The organism is Pigmentiphaga sp. MLSB6-MA01 (genome assembly GCF_058793475.1).
In genome coordinates, this window is sequence record NZ_JBXAFV010000003.1 from 60,268 (window position 1) to 77,898 (window position 17,631).

At 69.2% G+C, this 17,631-nt stretch carries 16 protein-coding genes; 3 read left to right on the plus strand and 13 right to left on the minus strand.

The annotated features are described in order from the left end of the window. Positions 1-36: 36 nt before the first annotated feature. From AC1Q6E_RS05780 to AC1Q6E_RS05820, 9 genes are read right to left on the minus strand one after another with little or no spacing between them, the layout of a single operon-like run. Positions 37-1,632, minus strand: coding sequence for a sulfatase-like hydrolase/transferase (locus AC1Q6E_RS05780; RefSeq protein ID WP_152797522.1), 1,596 nt, complete (start codon positions 1,630-1,632; stop codon positions 37-39). Beyond that, positions 1,629-3,284, minus strand: a complete 1,656-nt coding sequence (locus tag AC1Q6E_RS05785) for a bifunctional 3-(3-hydroxy-phenyl)propionate/3-hydroxycinnamic acid hydroxylase (protein ID WP_492572373.1) — start codon at positions 3,282-3,284, stop codon at positions 1,629-1,631. Before AC1Q6E_RS05785 ends, AC1Q6E_RS05780 begins: the two co-directional genes overlap by 4 nt. A gap of 19 nt (positions 3,285-3,303) precedes the next feature. Continuing rightward, positions 3,304-3,600, minus strand: a complete 297-nt coding sequence (locus AC1Q6E_RS05790; protein WP_152797524.1) for an NIPSNAP family protein — start codon at positions 3,598-3,600, stop codon at positions 3,304-3,306. Between the two features lie 13 nt (positions 3,601-3,613). Beyond that, entirely contained in the window at positions 3,614-4,462 is an 849-nt protein-coding gene (locus tag AC1Q6E_RS05795) for an alpha/beta fold hydrolase (RefSeq protein WP_492572374.1), read from the minus strand. A gap of 1 nt (position 4,463) precedes the next feature. Continuing rightward, positions 4,464-5,063 (minus strand): amino acid synthesis family protein, encoded by a 600-nt coding sequence (locus tag AC1Q6E_RS05800; RefSeq protein WP_296555591.1) that lies wholly within the window; start codon positions 5,061-5,063, stop codon positions 4,464-4,466. 26 nt (positions 5,064-5,089) lie between these two features. Then, the gene (locus AC1Q6E_RS05805; protein ID WP_152797527.1) at positions 5,090-5,560 is read right to left on the minus strand and encodes a VOC family protein; all 471 of its coding nucleotides are present in this window, start codon (positions 5,558-5,560) and stop codon (positions 5,090-5,092) included. Between the two features lie 11 nt (positions 5,561-5,571). Then, the gene (locus tag AC1Q6E_RS05810; protein ID WP_492572375.1) at positions 5,572-6,615 is read right to left on the minus strand and encodes a WD40/YVTN/BNR-like repeat-containing protein; all 1,044 of its coding nucleotides are present in this window, start codon (positions 6,613-6,615) and stop codon (positions 5,572-5,574) included. Between the two features lie 14 nt (positions 6,616-6,629). Continuing rightward, the gene (locus AC1Q6E_RS05815) at positions 6,630-7,424 is read right to left on the minus strand and encodes an SDR family NAD(P)-dependent oxidoreductase (RefSeq protein ID WP_492572376.1); all 795 of its coding nucleotides are present in this window, start codon (positions 7,422-7,424) and stop codon (positions 6,630-6,632) included. A gap of 49 nt (positions 7,425-7,473) precedes the next feature. Next, the gene (locus AC1Q6E_RS05820) at positions 7,474-9,021 is read right to left on the minus strand and encodes an acetolactate synthase large subunit (protein WP_492572377.1); all 1,548 of its coding nucleotides are present in this window, start codon (positions 9,019-9,021) and stop codon (positions 7,474-7,476) included. 201 nt (positions 9,022-9,222) lie between these two features. Here AC1Q6E_RS05820 and AC1Q6E_RS05825 point away from each other — a divergent pair, with 201 nt between their 5' ends. After that, positions 9,223-9,972, plus strand: coding sequence for an IclR family transcriptional regulator (locus AC1Q6E_RS05825; RefSeq protein ID WP_296555597.1), 750 nt, complete (start codon positions 9,223-9,225; stop codon positions 9,970-9,972). Between the two features lie 18 nt (positions 9,973-9,990). Here AC1Q6E_RS05825 and AC1Q6E_RS05830 read toward each other — a convergent pair whose 3' ends face one another. The 4 genes from AC1Q6E_RS05830 to AC1Q6E_RS05845 all read right to left on the minus strand — a co-directional run bounded on the left by AC1Q6E_RS05830 (position 9,991) and on the right by AC1Q6E_RS05845 (position 16,215). Further along, positions 9,991-10,998 carry a Bug family tripartite tricarboxylate transporter substrate binding protein gene (locus AC1Q6E_RS05830; RefSeq protein WP_492572378.1) on the minus strand — a complete coding sequence of 336 codons (1,008 nt, stop codon included), beginning with the start codon at positions 10,996-10,998 and terminating at the stop codon, positions 9,991-9,993. A gap of 70 nt (positions 10,999-11,068) precedes the next feature. Further along, positions 11,069-12,865 (minus strand): CocE/NonD family hydrolase, encoded by a 1,797-nt coding sequence (locus tag AC1Q6E_RS05835; protein ID WP_492572379.1) that lies wholly within the window; start codon positions 12,863-12,865, stop codon positions 11,069-11,071. Between the two features lie 48 nt (positions 12,866-12,913). After that, positions 12,914-14,746, minus strand: coding sequence for a CocE/NonD family hydrolase (locus AC1Q6E_RS05840; protein WP_152797533.1), 1,833 nt, complete (start codon positions 14,744-14,746; stop codon positions 12,914-12,916). Beyond that, the gene (locus AC1Q6E_RS05845; protein ID WP_492572380.1) at positions 14,743-16,215 is read right to left on the minus strand and encodes a 4-hydroxyphenylacetate 3-hydroxylase family protein; all 1,473 of its coding nucleotides are present in this window, start codon (positions 16,213-16,215) and stop codon (positions 14,743-14,745) included. Before AC1Q6E_RS05845 ends, AC1Q6E_RS05840 begins: the two co-directional genes overlap by 4 nt. Before the next feature lie 87 nt (positions 16,216-16,302). On the opposite strand from AC1Q6E_RS05845, the gene AC1Q6E_RS05850 reads away from it, so the two are divergent. Both AC1Q6E_RS05850 and AC1Q6E_RS05855 read left to right on the plus strand, forming a co-directional pair. Further along, positions 16,303-16,800: a flavin reductase family protein gene (locus AC1Q6E_RS05850; protein ID WP_152797535.1), complete on the plus strand. Its 498-nt coding sequence runs from the start codon at positions 16,303-16,305 to the stop codon at positions 16,798-16,800. A gap of 117 nt (positions 16,801-16,917) precedes the next feature. Then, positions 16,918-17,631, plus strand: a complete 714-nt coding sequence (locus AC1Q6E_RS05855) for a GntR family transcriptional regulator (protein WP_152797536.1) — start codon at positions 16,918-16,920, stop codon at positions 17,629-17,631.

Below are 17,631 nucleotides of genomic sequence, written 5' to 3' on the forward strand. Positions count from 1 at the left end.
ACGCCGGGACACCCCGGCCACCACGAGGAAGCGGGCTCACCAGCGCCCGATGACGATGTTCATCATGCGTTCGTGCGCATGCGTGCGGGCGGCGACCTGCTCGAAGGTCTCGGTGCAGCGGCGCTGGCGGCGCCAGTTCCAGTCGCACAGCGCCTCGCCCATGCGGCGCAGGACCGGCGCGGCCCAGGCCTCTTCGGCCAGGTCGCGCAACTCGCCCGGATCCTCCCGCAGATCGAACAACTGCGGACGGAACCCCTGCCAATAGATGAATTTGTAGCGGCCGTCGGCCAGCATCATGCCGTTGCACCCGGTCACGCCGCGGTCGAGGAACAGCCGCGCCTCGCGATAGGCGTAGTCGAGGAAACCAACGGCGAATTCCCGTGGGGGCGTTCCCGCCTGGCCGCGCACCCAGGGCAGCAGCGACAGCCCCTCGACGCGATGCGCGGGTACCGGCAGACCCAGCGCATCCAGGATGGTGGGTACCACGTCCACGCATTCGGCCGTCTCGGCCACGGCCTGGCCGCGCCGCGCATCGGCGGCGGACGACGGGTCGTAGACGATCAGCGGCACGCGCACCGCCCCTTCGAAGAAGTACTCCTTCTCTCCCAGCCAGTGGTCGCCTTGCAGGTCGCCGTGGTCGGAACAGAAGACGATCAGCGTGTCGCGCAGGCGGCCCGCGCGTTCCAGGTGGTCGAGCAGGCGGCCGACGTGGTCGTCGATCTGCTTGACCAGCCCCATGTAGACGGGCCGCACGGCGCGCCAGACTTCGTCCTGCGCGAACGACAGGGACTCCTCGTGGCGCTGGTAGGCGCCGTGCACCGGGTGGGGCCGCTCGCGCTCGGCCTGGCCGCGCACCGGCGCGGCGGCATCCCGCGCCGAATACATGTCGTGGTAGGGCGCGGGCGCCTTGTAGGGCCAGTGCGGCTTGATGTAGGACAGGTGCAGCACCCACGGCTGCTCGCCCTGCCCGGCGATGAAATCGATCGCCCGGTCGGTCAGGTAGGCGGTCTCCGAATCGCGCTCGGCCACCCGCGCCGGCAGGCCCGCGTTGCGCAGCAGCCAGCCCGTGGCGAAGCTGCCGTCCGGGCCCGTGCTGCCGATCACGTCGCGCTCCCAGGGCCGGTCGCGGTCGTAGCCGTGCTCGATCAGGTATCGGCGATAGCCGCTGCCCGCGTCCATCTCGAAATGGCCGTCGTAGCGTTCCAGCACCTTGAAGCCGCCTTCCATCAACCGCTCGCCGGCCGCGCCTTCGGCCGACAGGCCGCGCGCGGCCAGCCCCCGCCGGTCCGGCACGAAATGGGTCTTGCCCAGCAGCCAGCAGTCGCGGCCCGCCTCGGCCAGGTAGTCGCCCAGGCTCCATTCGTCCGCCGGCATGGGCACGCGGTTCCAGGTCACGCGATGCGAGCCGGGATAGCGGCCGGTGTAGTACGAGGTGCGCGACGGCCCGCACACCGCGGCGCTGACGTAGGCGCGCTCGAAGCGCGCGCCCATCCCGGCCAGGCGGTCGATGTTGGGGGTGTGCAGGGCGCCGCCCCCGCCATAGCACGACAAGGCATCCGCCCGCAGTTGGTCGCACATGATGAACAGCACGTTGCGCGCCGCATGGGTGGGGGTCTCGTTCGGCGCGTTCATGCGGCGGCCTCCAGGACGGGCGTGGCGGATGCCTGCTCGGGCAGGGCCGGAAGGAATTCGGCGACGAAACGCTCCAGCGCGCCGCGCAGATCGGCGTGCCTGCCGGCCGCCGCCACGTAGCGATCGGGACGCAGCAGCACCCAATCGGCACCCGCCGCCGCGAACCAGCGGTGCAGCGCATTCTCGGTATCTTCGAGCAGGCTCATGCCGGCGGGGGCCGGCGGGCGCGAACCCGGCGCGGGACCGCTGCGGGGCAGCGCGACGGCGGCCAGCCGGCAGTCCAGGCGCCGCAGCGCCTCGCCCAGCCGGTCCGGAAGCGCCACGGCAGGCGCGCGCACCAGCAGCGCGAACCCGGGGCCGAGCGCATCGTCGAGCTTCTGGAAATCGCCGCCGTCCTTCTCCACCATTGGCTGGATGAACATGCGGCCGACACGGTCGTCGCGCGCCGCCTGGCCGCTGTCCTGCACGACCCCGGCGCGATACCGGGGCATGGGCTTGAATTTCATCTGCAGCACGTAGTCGCGCACGGCCGGTATGCCGCGGATGGCGCCGAAGAACGCATCGCGCAGCCAGGCCAGCCACCGGTTGCGCAGCGACAGCACCGCGCCGAACCGGTCGGCCAGGTCGATCATCGCCTTGGCATGGGCGTGCCGCTCGTCATGGTAGGACTGCAACGCCTCCGGACGCAGGCGGCCGCCAACGATCCACGCGATCTTCCACGCAAGGTTGCAGGCGTCGCGCAGGCCGGCGTTGAGCCCCTGCCCGATCCAGGGCGGCGTGAGGTGGGCCGCGTCGCCGGCCAGACAGACGCGTCCGACCACGAAGGACCCGGCAATGCGCGAATGATGGGTGTAGACGCGCGCGCGGATCACGTTCAACGCGTCCGGATCCGGCACGTGCGGCGCCAGCAGTTCGCGCACCTTGGCCGGGTCGAGGATCTGGCTTTCGTCCTCGCCGTCGAACAGCATGAACTCCCAGCGGCGCAGGCCATACGGCAGCTTCAGGCAGACATAGGGACGCGCGGGCTCGCAATGCAGGGCGGTATAGGGCGCGTCCAGGGGGTCCTGGTCGCACTCGATCACCACCCATTTGTGGGCGTGGGTCTGGCCGCCGAAGGGCAGCTTGAGCAGCCCTTCGCGCACGGTGCTGCGGCCGCCGTCGGCGGCCAGCAGGTAGGCGGCGCGCACCTTTCGTTCGCCGCCGTCTTCGCGACGCAGCGTCGCGGTGACGCCGCCCTCGTCCTGCTCCAGCGCCACCAGTTCCACGCCCAGCTCCAGCGCGACGTGGGGAAAGCGCGTCAGGCCGGCGCGCAGGGTCTGTTCGCCCAGGGGCTGCGAGAACAGGTTGCGCCGGTACCAGCCGAACTCGCGCGTGGCGGGCAGGATCTCGGCGAAGCATTGCTTGCGGGCGCCGTACATGCGCATGGGCACGTTCTGGATCATGTCGCGCAGCATGGCCTCGGCCAGGCCGGCGGCCTGGAAGGTGCGCATGGCCTCGTCGTCCAGGCCTACCGCGCGCGGATATTCCAGGATCGCCGGACTGCGGTCGACCAGCAGCGTGCCGACCCCGTAGGTACCCAGCAGGTTGGCCAGCGTCGCGCCCACCGGACCGGCGCCGACGACCAGCACGGGCACGTCGCAAGACTTGTTCATCCCTGTTCTCCGATGCGCCTCAGGCCTGCGCGAGGATGCGGCTTTCCTGCCGCACCAGCAGGTGCCGGACCGACTTGCGGAAGGCGGCGAACTCGGCGTCCGCGGCCAGCACCGCGCGGCGGCTGGCGCGTTCGTCCAGCGATTCGTAGGCCCACAGGAAGATGAGCTGGTTGAGCTCGCCGGTCTCGGACTGGTAGAGGCCGGCCAGGTTGCCCAGGATGCGCGTCTGCAACGCCTGGGCGGATTGTTTGTAGATGCGCAGGTATTCCGCGCCGCCGCCCGGCACCAGCGTGTAGGTCCGCATTTCCACCATCATGATGTGCATCTCCTCAGGGCGCGGGGGCCGCGCCCAGAAACTCCGTGACCGCCCGCGCGACCCGCTCGGGCTGGTCGTCGTGGACGTAGTGGCCCGCATCGGGGATCTCCCGCCAGGCAACCGCGGGATTGCGCGCCTCCATGGCCTGGGCGGTCGCCACGCTCAGGTAGTCCGACCGGCCGCCGCGCAGGACCAGCGTGGGGCAACGCAGCGCCTCGACCGGCGGCCACAGGTCGACCACCCGGGCCGGGTCGGGATCGAGCCGGGCGGCCTTGATGCCCGCATGGTCATAGCGCCAGCGCAGGCGGCCGCCATCCGGCTCCAGCATGTGGCGCAGCCGCGCCGCGATGGCCTCGGGGGTCACCGTGGGCCGGATCTCGCGCATGAAGGCCTCGGCTTCGCCCCAGTCGGCGAAGGACTCGGGCGTGCGGGACAGTTCCGCGCGGATACGCCGGGCGCCATCGCTGTCGTCGAAGGCGCCCGGTCCGGCGTCCTCGACCACCAGCCTGCGCACCCGGTCGGGATGGGCGGCGGCGTAGACGATGGCATTGATGCCGCCCATGGAGTGCCCGAGCAGGTCGAAACGGGACAGCCCCAGTTGTTCGGCCACCGCGCGCACGTCCTGGACGTAGGCATCGGTGTAGTAGTTGTGGCCCGGGTCCCAGTCGCTCTGTCCGCGGCCGCGATGGTCGAGCGCCAGCACCCGGTAGCCGGGCTGCAGCGCGCCGGCCAGCCCCTCGAAGGTGTCGGCGAAGCTGCGTATGCCGTGCAGCATCAGGACCGGCCAGCCGCCGGCATCGCCCCAGTCCGCGACGTGCAGGTTCAGGCCCGCGCAACGGACAGTATGGTCGCGGCGGTCCATGTCAGTTCAGCCCGTCGCCGACGATGTCGCTCGCCTTCAAGCCGCCCAGGCGGGCATGCAGCCGGCCGCGCGTGGCGAAGGCAAAGGCGATCAGCACTTCATCGCGGTTGGGCGCATCGTTGAACATGGCCGACACCGTGTCGTAGTGGGAGCGCACGTACAGCGCGTCCTTGTGCGCCAACGGAATGTCGATGACCGTGCCCGGGCCACCGCGCTTGCCGGTGGACGGCACCCACGACTGGCCGCCGCCCAGGGCGTCGCGCACGGGGTTGGCGAACACCGTGGTCAGGAGCGCGTTGCCGTGCTCGTACTCGCCGTCCGCGCCCACCAGGCAGGCCTTGCCGTAGCTTTCGATGGGCGTGCCGGCGGCCGCCTCCTGGATGCGGCGGCCGAACTCCACGCCCAGCAGGTTCGAGGGCTCGATGTACGCGCCCAGGTTGTCCTCGTGGCGGCCGGCGTAGGGATTGTGCAGCACGACTCCCACGACGATCTTGCGCAGCGGGTCGCCGTCGGCGGGCATGCCCGATTCGGTGGCCAGCGTGTCCTCGATCTGGAGGTACCACTTGCGGATATGGTAGGGGCCGAAGTTGGGGGATTTCATGATGGGTTCCGTGATTCGATAAGGGTTCAGAGCGGCCGCAGGTCGATGGGGTCGCTGGGCGCGTGATACTGGTGCAGGATGCGCTTGCCCTCTTCGTCGTCGTGCACCGTGTGGCAGAAGAATTCCAGGCGGTGGCCGTCGGGATCGTGAAAATAGACGCCATAGCCGACCTTGTGGTCGGTGGTCTTGACCACCTCGACGCCCTTGCGCAGCAACATCCCGTACAGGCGGCGCAGCTCGTCGACGTCGCCGTCTATCTCCAGGCCGTAGTGCTGCATGTTGATCTGGCCGCGCGACAGCGGCGAGCCGTCGGCGGACTCGGCGCGGATCAGCGCGATGTCGTGGTGCTTGACGCCGAACGAGAGGAACACCCACTTCTCGCCGCGCGCCGTCTCGGTCATGCCCAGCACGTCCTCGTACCAGGGGCCCGACTTGAACGGGTCGGCCACGAACAGGGAAAGATGCGTGCGGGTGATCCGGGGCTTGATATCCTGCATGGCGTGTCTCCTCAGACGATGGACTGCGGATGCGCGTGCACCGGCGCCACGTGGGGCGTCCACGCGACCGAGGTGATCTCGCTGAAATCGCGCCAGTCCTTGAACCAGCTGCGCCCGCCATCCATGGAGCGGAACAGGTGGCCGTACTTGGTGCCGGCCAGCACGAAGCGCGGATCGGCCGCGTGCGTGCCGAAGGCCCAGAAGGTCGAATTGGGCGCGGCATGCAGCAGCGCCCGCTCCCAGGTCGCGCCCCGGTCGGCCGAGCGGTAGATGTGGCTGCGCGTGCCGGGCGTACCGTCGCCGATGGCCAGCAGCAAGGCGCTGCCGTCGGCCAGGGGCTGGGCGGTGCGGGTGTAGTACATGCCGTCGAAGCGCAGGCGCGAGGGTTCTCCCACCCACGTCCGCCCGTCGTCGGTGCTGGCATAGACGGTGTTGACCGACAGCACCAGCGTCTTCCTGGGTTGCCCGTCCGCCGGCGCGAGAATGGTGACGCCGTGGATGTCGGGATTGGCGATCGCGCCTTCGCGCGCGCCCTCCTGGTCGACGCGCGTCCAGGTGTCGCCGCGGTCGCCGCTGCGCCAGGCGCCGCCTTCCTCCACGCCGAACCAGACCTCGCCCGCCACCGCCGGATCCACGCAGATGGCCAGGATGCGCGGCCGGTTCACGCCCCGGCAGAACTCCGGGATCTCCGGCGGCAGCCGGGTCCAGCTCGCGCCGCCGTCCAGCGACCGGAACATGGCCGCGCGCGAGGGCGCGCCGGTGCCGGCGTACACCACGGACGGATCGCGCGGATCGATGGCCAGGGCCCAGACCGTCATGCCGTCCGCGGGCGAGGCGATGCGCGTGAAATGCGCGCCGCCGTCGGTGCTCAGGCAGATGCCGCAATCGGCCCCGGCGAACACGCGGCGCGGATCGGCCGGGTCCACCGCCAGGCAGCGGACCACGCCGTCGAACTCGATGGCTTCCTTCAGGCCCAGCCGGTGCCAGCTCGCGCCGTCGTCGACGCTGCGCAGGATGCCCTGTCCGGCCGTTCCCACCAATAGCGTGCCTTGCATGGTTCTTCTCCCGCTCAAAGGAAAATGCCGCGCGTGATGCCGCCGTCCACGCCTATCGACTCGCCGGTGATGGCGGCCGCCCGGGGCGAGGCCAGGAACAGGATGGTGTCGGCGATCTCGGCGGGCGTCAGCGTGCGCCGGATGGGCGTGGCGCGGACGTAGTTGGCCTCGACCTCGTCCACGCTCAGTCCCTGCTTGGCGGCTTCCTTCTCGTACAGCTCGCGGATGTGGGGCGTATCGACCACGCCGGGGTGGATCACGTTGACCGTGATGCCGTGAGGCCCGAGCTGGTCCGACAGGGTCTTGGTCATGTGGCACACGGCCACGTTGCGCATGCCCGAGAGCTGCTTGCTGCCGCGCCCGGTCAGGCCGCCGATGTTGACGATGCGGCCATAGCCGCCGGCCTTCATGTGCCGTGCCGCTTCCTTGGCGCAGCGCATGTAGCCCACGACCTTGATGTTGATGTCCTGCAGCAGTCCCTCGGGATCGGCCAGCTCGATCTCGCTGCGCACCAGCCCGCCCGGATGGGCCGCGCCGTTGACCAGGATGTCCAGGCGGCCGAAGTGCGCGGCCACGCGATCCATCATTGCCGCCACCTGCGCGGTATCGGACACGTCGGCCGCCACTGGCAGCACGTCCGCGCCATGCGCGGCGCGGATCTCGCGCGCGGCCGCATCGAGCTGGGCCTGGTTGCGCGAGACGATCGCCACGTTCACGCCTTCGGCCGCCAGGGCCTCGGCGGTCGCCCGTCCTATGCCCAGGCTGCCGCCCGTCACGACCGCCGCGCGGCCTTTCAGTTCTAGGTCCATCATTTCTCCAATCAATCGTTATCGGCGCGGCCCCCAGGGGCCAGCGGCACTACAGCTGCATTTCGATCAGGGTCGGCCCGGGACGCGCGCAGGCGGCGGCGAAGGCCTCGGCCAGTTCCTCGGCCGTCTCGACCCGGCTGGACGGCACGCCGTAGCCGTCGGCCAGCCGCGTCCAGTCGATGCGCGGCCGGTCCAGGCTGGTCAGCGCCTCGGCCTGCGGACCGGGTTGCTCGCCGCGCGCCAGTTCCTTGCGCAGGATTCCGTACTGGTGATTGGCGGCGATCAGCACGACCACCGGCAGGTTCTCGTGCGCCAGCGACCAGAGCGTCTGCACCGTGTACTGCGTGCTGCCGTCCGACAGCAGCGCCACCACCCGGCGCCCGGGGCTGGCGATCGCCGCGCCCAGCGCCACCGGCAGGCCCTGCCCGATCGCGCCGCCGGTGTTGGTCAGCGCGGTGTGGCGGGCCGAGGCGGCCGAGGCGGCGTAGAACGGATAGCCGCAGGTGCCACCCTCCACCGAAACGATGGCGTCCCCGGGCAGCAGGCGCGCCACCGTGGCCGAAACCGCCGCGGGGGTCAGCCGGCCCTGCTGCGCCGGCAGGGGCGCCGGCGCGGCGTCTTGCCAGGCGGGCGCGCCCAGCATCCCGGCCAGCGCCTCCAGGTAGTCCGCCACCGGTTCGCCCGGCGCCCCCAGCGCCAGCAGCCGGCCGGACTCCACCATCCGGCTGGGGTGGCCCTCGTAGCCGAAGTAGGTCACGGGCGGCAGCGCGCCGGCCAGTACGACCACATCCGCTTCGTCCAGTACCGCCCGGGCGGGCTCGGGGAAGTACGGCAGGCGATCGAAATCGGGCAGGCCGCCGCCGCGTTCGGCGCGCGACGGGAAAGTCTCGGCATAGGCCGACGCGCCCAGGGCGGCGCACAACCGGGCGGCGGCCCGCTGCCCGCGGGCGCCCAGGCCGCTGGCCGGCCCCCCGCCTCCCAGCAGGAACAGGACCTTGCGCGCGGACTTCAGCCGCGCGGCGCAGGCCTCGAGGTCGGGGGCGGCCACGGGTTCCGCGCGGGCATCGGCACCGGCGGCTTCATCGCTCGCGCCCGCCTCGCCCACCTGGAAATCGGCCGGGAAGATCACGGTCGCGCCCTGCCCGCCGCGCGCCAGGCTGGCGCGCACGGCTTCCCGGCCGGCCCGCGCGGCATCCCCGGCGCTGGCCACCCGGTGCACCCAGCCCGACACCGGCCGCGCCAGCGACTCGATATCGGAAGTCAGCGGCGCATCGAACGGCAGATGCCAGCTCATGTGGTCGCCGATCAGGTTGACGATGGGGGTATGGGCGCGCCGGGCGTTGTGCAGGTTGGCGATCCCGTTGGCGAAGCCGGGCCCCAGGTGCAGCAGCGTGGCCGCCGGCGCGCCGCGCATGCGCCCATAGCCATCGGCGGCGCCGGTGCAGACGTTCTCCTGCAGGCCCAGCACGCAGCGCATGCCGGGCACGGCGTCGAACGCCCGCACGACGTCCAGTTCCGTCGTGCCGGGATTGGCGAAACACACCTCCACGCCTTCCACCTGCAAGGCCGCCAGCAAGGCTTGCGCTCCAGTCGTCATGTCGAACTCCTTTTTTTCAGTATTATCGCTATTCGATAAAAACGTAAATTCAATAAAAATATTGACCCCATAATTTCGATAGAAATTTGCTTATTTGATAAATTTGCATAACCCAGCGGGACGACGACGGCCCCTGGCTTGCCAAAGCGCCGCCATTGCGGCACCCTGGCGGGCTTCGTTTTCCCCTGCCGTCCGCCTCTCATGAACAGCCTTCGCCGCATGCTCGACGTCCTCGATCTCTTCAGGCCCGACCAGCCTGCCGTTGACGTCGACGTGATCTGCAACCAGCTCGGCTATGCGCCCGCCACGGCCTATCGCTACATCCGGGAGCTCTGCGCGGTGGGCCTCCTGGTGCGGCTTCCGGGGGGATATGCACTGGGGCCGCGCGTGATCCAGCTCGATCTGCAGATGCGCGAATACGACCCGATGCTCAACGAGAGCCGGGACCTGATCGAGGCCTTGGGGGAAGAAACGGGCCTGAACGTGCTGCTGAGCGAGCTGTACGGCAGCACCGTCATCACCGTCCACCACCACCCGGGGCGCGACGCCGAGCCGCTGCGCTTCGGCCGCGGCCGTCCCATGGCCCTGCTGCGCAGCGCCACGGCGCGCGTGGTACTGGCCAGCCTGCCGCCCCGCCAGCTGCGCCGCCTGTACGACGAGCACGCGCAGGAAGCGGACATGCAGCGGCTGGGCGCCAGCTGGAAGGACTTCTCGCGCGCCATGCTGGAGATACGTCGCGCGGGATACTGCCTGTCCGTCGGCGACCTCGACCCGGACAAGGCCGGGATCGCGGCGCCGATCTTCGACGAACGCAAGCGGATACTGGGCAGCATCACCGCCGTGGGATCGGTGGACCGCTTCCAGGCATTCAACGAGGAATACCTGGCCAAGCGGCTGCGCGAGGCCGCCGGGGAAATCACACGCAGGATCTCGCAGGGCGCGCAGGCCTGAGGCACTTCGGGCCGCATCTCATTCCAGCCGGATGTTCGCGTCGCGGATCAGCTTGCCCAGGCGCGCCGTCTCGGCCTCGACCCCCGCGTTCACCTGCTCGGGCGTGCTGGGCGCGATCACCAGCCCGCGTGCCGCGAAGGTCGAGACGAAGCCTGGATCGGCCTGTGCCCGCGCAACCGCGGCGTTGATGCCGCGGATCACCTGCGGCGGCGTCTTGGCGGGAGCGAACAGGGTGAAATGGGTGGGGATCAGCAGATCGCCAGGCGCCCCGGCCTCGGCCAGCGTCGGCACGTCGGGCATCAGCGGGGAACGCCTGGCGTTGCCCACGACCAGCCCGCGCAGCCGGCCCGACCGGATGTGTTCGAGCACGGTCTCGGGCCCCGTCACCACACAGGGCACGTCGCCGCCCACCACGGCGGCCGCCGCCGGCACCATGCCCTTGTACGGCACGTCGGTGATCTGCACGCCGTAGTGGCGTTCGATCAGTTCCAGGCTCAGGTGATGCACGCTGCCCTGGCCACCGGTGGCCACCATCAACGCGCCCGGATGCTTGCGCGCGTGATCGATCATCTCGCCCCAGGTCTTGAACGGCGCGTCGGCGCGGCAGACGACCGCCAGATCGACGCTGGCGACGTCGGACACGCCGGTCAGGTCCCGGGCCGCGTACGGCAGCCTGGCATAGAGCACCGGGTTGACCGACAGCGTCAACCGGTCGACCAGCAGCAAGGTATTGCCGGTGGCCGCGGCCTTGGCAACGGCGTCGCTGCCGACGATGGCATTGGCGCCGGGCTTGTTCTCGACGACGACGGTCTTGTCCGTCGCGCCGCCCAACCGCTCGGCCAGGCCACGCGCCAGCACGTCGGGGGCGCTGCCCGGCGGATAGGGCACGACGATGGATACCGTCTGCGCCGGCCATGTCTGGGCCTGCGCGCCGGATGCGGCAAGCAGCAGGACACCGGCGACGGCAAGCAGGCGGCTGCGCATCGGGAACGAGGAAGCGGGTGCTGCCATGAAAACCTGGTTCATCCAACTCTCCTGGGATACACGTTGCTGGCCATGCTCGCGGATACGAGGCATGGCGTGGGGAAACTACGTTTCAGTCGATGACGGGAAGCTGCAGGTAGGCCGGGTATTTGCCACCGGTGTGCAGGACATGGCGGCCCGCGTTGCTGGGTGCGGTGACCCCCTTGAGCGCGTCGCCGGCCACGGTCAATCGCAGTTCCTGGCCCGCGCGCCATACCATGCCCGTCGGCGCGATCGCGATGTCCAGCGGCACGACCTGCCCGGCCCGCAGGCGCTCAGGCTTGCGCAAGGCATGGACCGGCATGAAATCCTTGGACCGGGCGGCATCCAGCGCGCGCATCGACGCCCGCAAGCGGCCCCCCGTTTCCTTGAATCCCTCGGTGGTCTCCAGGACTTTCCCGTCGGCGCCGGTCTTCTGCACCGTGACGAAGAAGTCCCCGTCGTCGGCCCCCGCCACCTCGACCCACAGGCGCAGCTTCAGGTATCCGATCAGGCGCGTATCCCGATCGAACCGGTGGACGAACACGGCCGTCCCGGTCCTGGCGTCATAGCTCGCCGACGACGCGGCACCGACCGGCCCGGGCGACAGCGTGCCGGTGGCCGCATCCAGATAGACCTTCCGGTATCGCGTATCGGGCAGCGGCCAGTCGCTCGCGGGCACGTGCCGTTGATTCCTGCCGCCGGGGTCGAGCACCGTCATCCGGACCCGGGGGGTTCGCTCCCAGCCGTTGTCCACCCCTTTGAGGTAGCGGTCCAGGAAGCGGCGGTAGTCCTCCACGTTCTCCGGCGTGTACTGGTCGTTCCACAACCCCTTCTCGGTGATGCGCAGCCACTTGTCGCGCGAAGCCACCCGGTGGAACCCGTCCAGTTCGGCGGCGGCGATCTCCAGGCCGTAGCTGCCGACCAGATACATCGGGATCTCGATCCGGGACATGTCGGCGATCTTGTCCTCCCAGTAGGCGTCCATGAACGGATGCCGCCGCGCCGTGACGGACGGTTCTTCGTAGAGATTCGAGCCGCGCATGCTCCTGAGCAGGAAGGTATTGAGCTGCGTGTTCGGGATCCCGCCCTTCATGAGACGGTCGCGGTACAGATCCGAGATGTGGACCCCGATCGGAGCGATGGCCACCAGGTGCGGGGGCCGCAGCGCGGCGATCTGGTACTGGACCATGCCCAGCCACGAGCTGCCATGCATCGCGATCTTGCCGTTGCTCCAGGGCTGCCCGGCCGCCCACTCGATGGCCTCGTAGCCATCGGCCGCGTTCACCCGGCCGAAAGACTGCATGTTCCCTTCCGACATGTCGACTCCGCGCGGATCGACGTTGACGACGGTATAGCCATGGCAGGACCAGTAGCCGGGATCCGGCGTCTCGAACGCCGCCAGGCCGGAAATCCAGGACGGGTCCAGCATCCCCTTGGGATAGACCCAGGCGGGATCCTGGGGCACCGATTTCGTGTACGGTCCCCATGCCATGATCGTGGGCAGCCTGCCCTGGCCGGCGGGACGGAACACGTCGGCATAGATCTTCACGCCGTCGCGCAAGGTGATGGCGACGTCCTGCTCCATCTCGATGTCACAGGCAAGAGGAAGCGTGGAAGCAAAGAGACGCGTCCCTTTGGCATACATGATCTTCTTCGGATCGAACCCGTGGTACTTCCCGTAGCAGAGTCCCGACGCCCCGGACGCGGCAGGCTGGCAGAAACCATCGCCGGTCTTCAGCGGCGCGCGCTGCGTGAACGTCACGTCCCACTCCTTGGGATACGCAACGGGCAGCTCGGGCCTGGCGGCGGCCGGCGCCGCGTGTGCGACGATGGCCGCCGCGCCGGCGACCCCCGCCGCCAGCACCATGAAAGATATCCTGGAATGCATGTCTGTCCCCCCTCCTGTTCTGATTGGTTGTCTGTTTCCGGCCGCCTGCTATCTGTCGCCCAACGCGACCACGGGAATCTGCAGATAGGCGTCGTACTTGCCGCCAGCGTGGATGACGTGCCGGCCCGCATTGGCGGGCGCGGTGGTGCCCTTCAACACGTCTCCGGCCACGGTCAATCGCAGTTCCTGGCCCGCGCGCCACATCATGCCGGTCGGTGAAATCGAGATGTCCAGCGGCACGACCTGCCCGGCGCCGAGGAGCTCGCGCTTGCGGAACGACGGGACCGGCAGGAAGTCCGTGGACTGGCCGGCATCGAGCGCGCGCATCGACGCCCGCAGGCGGCCCCCGGTCCCCTTGTATCCCCTGGCCGCCTCGATGACTTTCCCATCGGCGCCGGTCTTCTGCACCGTGACGAAGAAATCCCCGTCATCGGCATCGGCCACCTCGACCCACAAGCGCAGCCGCAGGTACCCCACGACGGCCGTATCCCGGTCGAACCTGTAGACGAAGGTGCGCTTCCCCGTCCTGGCGTCGTAGCTTGCCGACGAGGCCGGGCCGACCGGCCGCGGCGACAACGTACCGTTCGCCGCATCGAGGTAGATCTTCCGGTATTGCGTATTCGCCAGCGGCCAGTCGCTCGCGGGCACGTTCACGCGGTCCTCGCCGCCGGGATCGAGCACGGCCAGCCGGACCCTGGGCGTCTGTTCCCAGCCGTTGTCCACCCCTTTCAGATAGCGGTCGAAAAAGCGCCGCGTGTCGTCCACGTTCTCGGGCATGTACTGGTCGGCCCACGTCCCCTTGTCGGTGATGCGCAGCCACTTGTTCCGGGACGCGGCCCGGAAGAAGCCATCCATTTCCGCCGCCTGCACCTCCAGCCCATAGCTGCCGACCAGGTACATGGGAACCTCGACCTTGGACATGTCGGCGATCTTGTCTTCCCAGTAGGCATTCATCAAAGGCTGCCTGGACGCCATGACCGACGGTTCCTCGTAGCGATTCGAGCCGCGCATGCTCCGCGTGAGCACCGTGTTGAGCCGCGTGTTCGGGATGCCGCCCTTCATGAGCCGATGGCGGTACAGGTCGGTGATGTGGGCGCTGGCCGGGGCGATGGCCGCCAGGTGCGGGGGCCGCAGCGCGGCGATGTGGAACTGGACCATGGCGAGCCAGGAGCTGCCATGTATCCCGACCTTGCCATTGCTCCAGGGCTGCGCCGCCACCCATTCGACCACCTCGTAGCCATCGGCCGCGTCCACCCGGCCGAAGAACTGCATGTCCCCTTCCGACACGTCGACCCCGCGCGGATCGACGTTGACGACGGTATAGCCGTGGCAGGCCCAATAGCCGGCATCCGGCGCCTCGAACTTCGCCAGGCCGGTCAGCCATCCCGGATCCACGCCCATTTCCTTGGGATAGACCCACTCCGGATCCTGGGGCAACGACTTCGTATACGGCCCCCATGCGATGATCGCGGGCAGCTTGTCCTGTCCGGCGGGGCGGAGCACGTCGGCGTAGATCTTCACGCCGTCGCGCAGCGTGATGGCGACGTCCTGGTCCATCTGGATGTCGCAGTCGAGCGGCCGGGAAGCAGCGAACAGGCGGGTTCCCTTGGCGTAGGTGATTTTCTTCGGATCGAATCCCAGGTACTTCCCGTAGCAAAGGCCCGAAGACACGCCCGGGCCGACGGGAGGCTGGCAGAAACCTTCGCCGACCTTCAGCGGCGCGCGTTGCGTGAACGTGACGTCCCATTCGGCGGGGTAAGCCGTCGGCAGAGCGGGCTTGGCGTCGCCGGCCACGGCAACCGCCGCGCCCGCGAGCCCCGCCGCCAGCACCAGACGTCCCGCCCACCGGCATCCCGGGCCGGACCGGCGCGCGGCGCTCATCGCTCCATCCCCGCCGGCTCGCCGGCCAGCGCCAGCGCGCGATCGACCAGCGCCGTGCAGGCCGAGCGGTTGCCCTCGTGGTAGGAATTGGCCAGCAGACGCACCGGATCTCCCACGTAGTAGCGTTCGTACTGCATCTGCCGGCTGGCGAAAGCGTCGCCACACAAGTCCCACGCCAGCTTGAAGATGCGGATGCGATCGACCGAACCGGTGGCCGCGCCCTGGTAGTACTTGAGCACGTCGCGCGCGACCGGGCTGGAGAAATCGGACTCGGCCGGCATCATCAGCAGGCCACCCGCGCCTATCTTCTGCAGGTATTCGACCGCGCGCGGATAGATGGTGGGCAGGAAGGTGCGGATCGCGTGATAGGGCCGCAGGTTGGGGCGCAAGGTACCGTTGGGCGCCGCCTCCGCTTCCAGCTCGGCGCGCACGATGCAGGACTCGACCATCTCGACCGCATCCAGGCACTCGCCGATCATGTTCTGCACGTGCAGGTGGATATCGGCCTTGATCGCGCGCGCGACGGCGATCATGGCGCCGGTGACCAGCTTCAGCTTGACCAGGCCCCGCACCGACGTCTGCTGCGCCGTGAACTGCCGCACCGCCGTTCCGCCGTACATCCCGTTGGACAGTTCCACGTCCTGGTTGATGAACACCCGGTCCCAGGGCACCAGCACGTCATCGAACACCAGCAGGGAATCGGGCTCCTCGAAGCGGCTGGCCAGCGGATGCTCGTAGTGGTCCCGGGCCAGCCCCTTCTCGAACGGCGGCCGCGCGATCTGGCGCAGGCCCGGCGTCGACAGGGGCAGCGCGAACGCGACCGCATAGCGTTCGTCGCCCGGCTTGAGCATGGGCAGGCTGTAGATCAGCACCTCGTCGGCAACCGGCCCCATGGTCGCCAGCATGCGGGCGCCGCGCACGATCAGCCCCTCGTCGGTTTCGCGGACCACGCCCAGGTGCAGGTCGGGCTGGACCTGCTCGTGCGAGGCCTTGGACCTGTCATTCTGCGGCGTTATCAGGGCATGCGTCAGGAACAGGTCGTTGTCGCGCACGTGCTCGACGTAGCGCACGAGATTGTCCTCGAAGCGCGCGCCCGCCTTGCGGAAATAGTCCCGGCCATCGTAGAACGCGGCCAGCATCGTGTTCATGAAATCGGGCGAGCGGCCCAGCAGCCCGAAGGTCTGCTCGGCCACCGTTTCGAACGCCGCCCGCCTGATGCGCAGGTCGTCACGCGTCTTCGGCACGAGAAAGGCGGTGGCGCACGGCCGTCCCCGCGAGTCGGAAGCGGCGGCCAGGACCTTGGCATGCGCCGGGTCCGCCTGCAGGTCGTACAGCCGCGCCACCTGCGCGGCGGTGCGGCCGAAGGCCGGATGACGCGTCACGTCCTCGACCCGTTGCCCCTCGGCCCAGACCTCCCGGGAGTGAGCCTGCAAATGGCGTAAGTACTCTGATCCGCTGCGCACACCCATCGATGCTCTCCTTGAGCCTTGTGTTGATTTGCCCGCATCGTAGGATTAACATGTTAACATGTCAATACGATCTGAAAGGCCCGCGACATGCTCTCGTCCGACGAATTCAAGCGCTGCATGGGCAGCTTTCCCACGGGGGTCGCGGTGGTCACCGCCACCGCGGCGGACGGCACGCCCGTGGGCGTGACGGTCAGTTCCCTGACCTCCGTCTCCCTGACGCCACCCCTGATCCTGTTCTGCCTGGACAAGCACGCGCTGTCCCGCGAGGCCTTCTCGGGCAGCAGGCAATTCCGTGTCCACGTGCTGGCGCAGGAGCAGGCCGGCATGGCCATGCGTTTCGCGAAGCGCGGCGTGGCCAAGTTCGCCGAGCCGGCGGCGCCGCATGCCGGCCTCGAACCGCCGCGCCTGCCGGATACGCATGCGTCCATGCTTTGCGACACGGCCTGCGAGTACGACGCCGGCGACCACGTCATCCTGGTCGGGCACGTGGTGGCGGTGGAGTCCGGCGACGATGCCGATCCGCTGGTCTACTACCGTGGCCGCTTCGGCCGTTTCTCCGGCGACGCGCCCGCCCCGCATGCCTGAACGGGGCGTCATCGGCCATGACCCGGCGGCTATAATGCCGGCCAGCCGCGTCACAGGAAGGCGTAGCACTGCTCCGGAGCTTGCAGTGCCGGGCCTACCCACGAATACGAGATACGCATGGAATCAAGGGGCAAGCAACCGCTCGCGAACCAGGCCTACGACCACCTGAAAGCCCAGATGCTCAATGGCGAGTTGCCGGCGGGCGCGTTGATCGACATCGACGCCGTCCTGGCCGCCATAGGCAGCAGCCGCTTCCCCGTCATGGAAGCGCTCAAGCGCCTGGAAATCGAGAAGTTCGTCGAGATCACGCCCCAGGTGGGCTGCCGCGTTTCCACGCCATCGCTGTCCGACGTCACCGACTTCCTGGGCCTGTTCGCGGTGATCGAGGGCTATTTCGCCCGGCTGGCGGCGCAACGAGCCCTGCCCGAGGAAATCGACGAGCTACAGTCGATCAACGACCGGATGAGAAAAGCCTTCAACCGGGCCTCGTCCGCGTCGGGACGAGACGAGGTCTATCGGCTCGGCAATCGAAAATTCCACCTGATGCTGCACACCATCGCCCGCGCGACCAACCTGAACGAATTGGCTTTTTCGTTGTGGGACCGGGGCGAATTCCTGATCAGCGCCGGCGTCGGCACGGTCCGCTTCGGCGAACGGGTGGAAGCCGCGCTGGACGAGCACGACGAGATCATCGAGGCGCTGACGCGGCGGGACGGCACGACCGCGGGGCGGCTGGCCGAAACGCACCTGCTCGCCTTCGTCGCGGAAATCCAGGCCCACGCCAGCAAGACGGCGCTAGCCGCGCAAGTGGAGCCGCCGGACCGGGGCTGA

Bases quoted from the DNA above. Each gene is read 5' to 3' on its own strand.
- AC1Q6E_RS05795 (WP_492572374.1), bottom strand. From the start codon at position 4,462: ATGGACCGCCGCGACCATACTGTCCGTTGCGCGGGCCTGAACCTGCAC.
- AC1Q6E_RS05845 (WP_492572380.1), bottom strand. From the start codon at position 16,215: ATGGGTGTGCGCAGCGGATCAGAGTACTTACGCCATTTGCAGGCTCAC.
- AC1Q6E_RS05825 (WP_296555597.1), top strand. From the start codon at position 9,223: ATGAACAGCCTTCGCCGCATGCTCGACGTCCTCGATCTCTTCAGGCCC.
- AC1Q6E_RS05850 (WP_152797535.1), top strand. From the start codon at position 16,303: ATGCTCTCGTCCGACGAATTCAAGCGCTGCATGGGCAGCTTTCCCACG.
- AC1Q6E_RS05800 (WP_296555591.1), bottom strand. From the start codon at position 5,063: ATGAAATCCCCCAACTTCGGCCCCTACCATATCCGCAAGTGGTACCTC.
- AC1Q6E_RS05810 (WP_492572375.1), bottom strand. From the start codon at position 6,615: ATGCAAGGCACGCTATTGGTGGGAACGGCCGGACAGGGCATCCTGCGC.
- AC1Q6E_RS05835 (WP_492572379.1), bottom strand. From the start codon at position 12,865: ATGCATTCCAGGATATCTTTCATGGTGCTGGCGGCGGGGGTCGCCGGC.
- AC1Q6E_RS05815 (WP_492572376.1), bottom strand. From the start codon at position 7,424: ATGGACCTAGAACTGAAAGGCCGCGCGGCGGTCGTGACGGGCGGCAGC.
- AC1Q6E_RS05780 (WP_152797522.1), bottom strand. From the start codon at position 1,632: ATGAACGCGCCGAACGAGACCCCCACCCATGCGGCGCGCAACGTGCTG.
- AC1Q6E_RS05830 (WP_492572378.1), bottom strand. From the start codon at position 10,998: ATGAACCAGGTTTTCATGGCAGCACCCGCTTCCTCGTTCCCGATGCGC.
- AC1Q6E_RS05855 (WP_152797536.1), top strand. From the start codon at position 16,918: ATGGAATCAAGGGGCAAGCAACCGCTCGCGAACCAGGCCTACGACCAC.
- AC1Q6E_RS05805 (WP_152797527.1), bottom strand. From the start codon at position 5,560: ATGCAGGATATCAAGCCCCGGATCACCCGCACGCATCTTTCCCTGTTC.
- AC1Q6E_RS05820 (WP_492572377.1), bottom strand. From the start codon at position 9,021: ATGACGACTGGAGCGCAAGCCTTGCTGGCGGCCTTGCAGGTGGAAGGC.
- AC1Q6E_RS05785 (WP_492572373.1), bottom strand. From the start codon at position 3,284: ATGAACAAGTCTTGCGACGTGCCCGTGCTGGTCGTCGGCGCCGGTCCG.
- AC1Q6E_RS05840 (WP_152797533.1), bottom strand. From the start codon at position 14,746: ATGAGCGCCGCGCGCCGGTCCGGCCCGGGATGCCGGTGGGCGGGACGT.
- AC1Q6E_RS05790 (WP_152797524.1), bottom strand. From the start codon at position 3,600: ATGATGGTGGAAATGCGGACCTACACGCTGGTGCCGGGCGGCGGCGCG.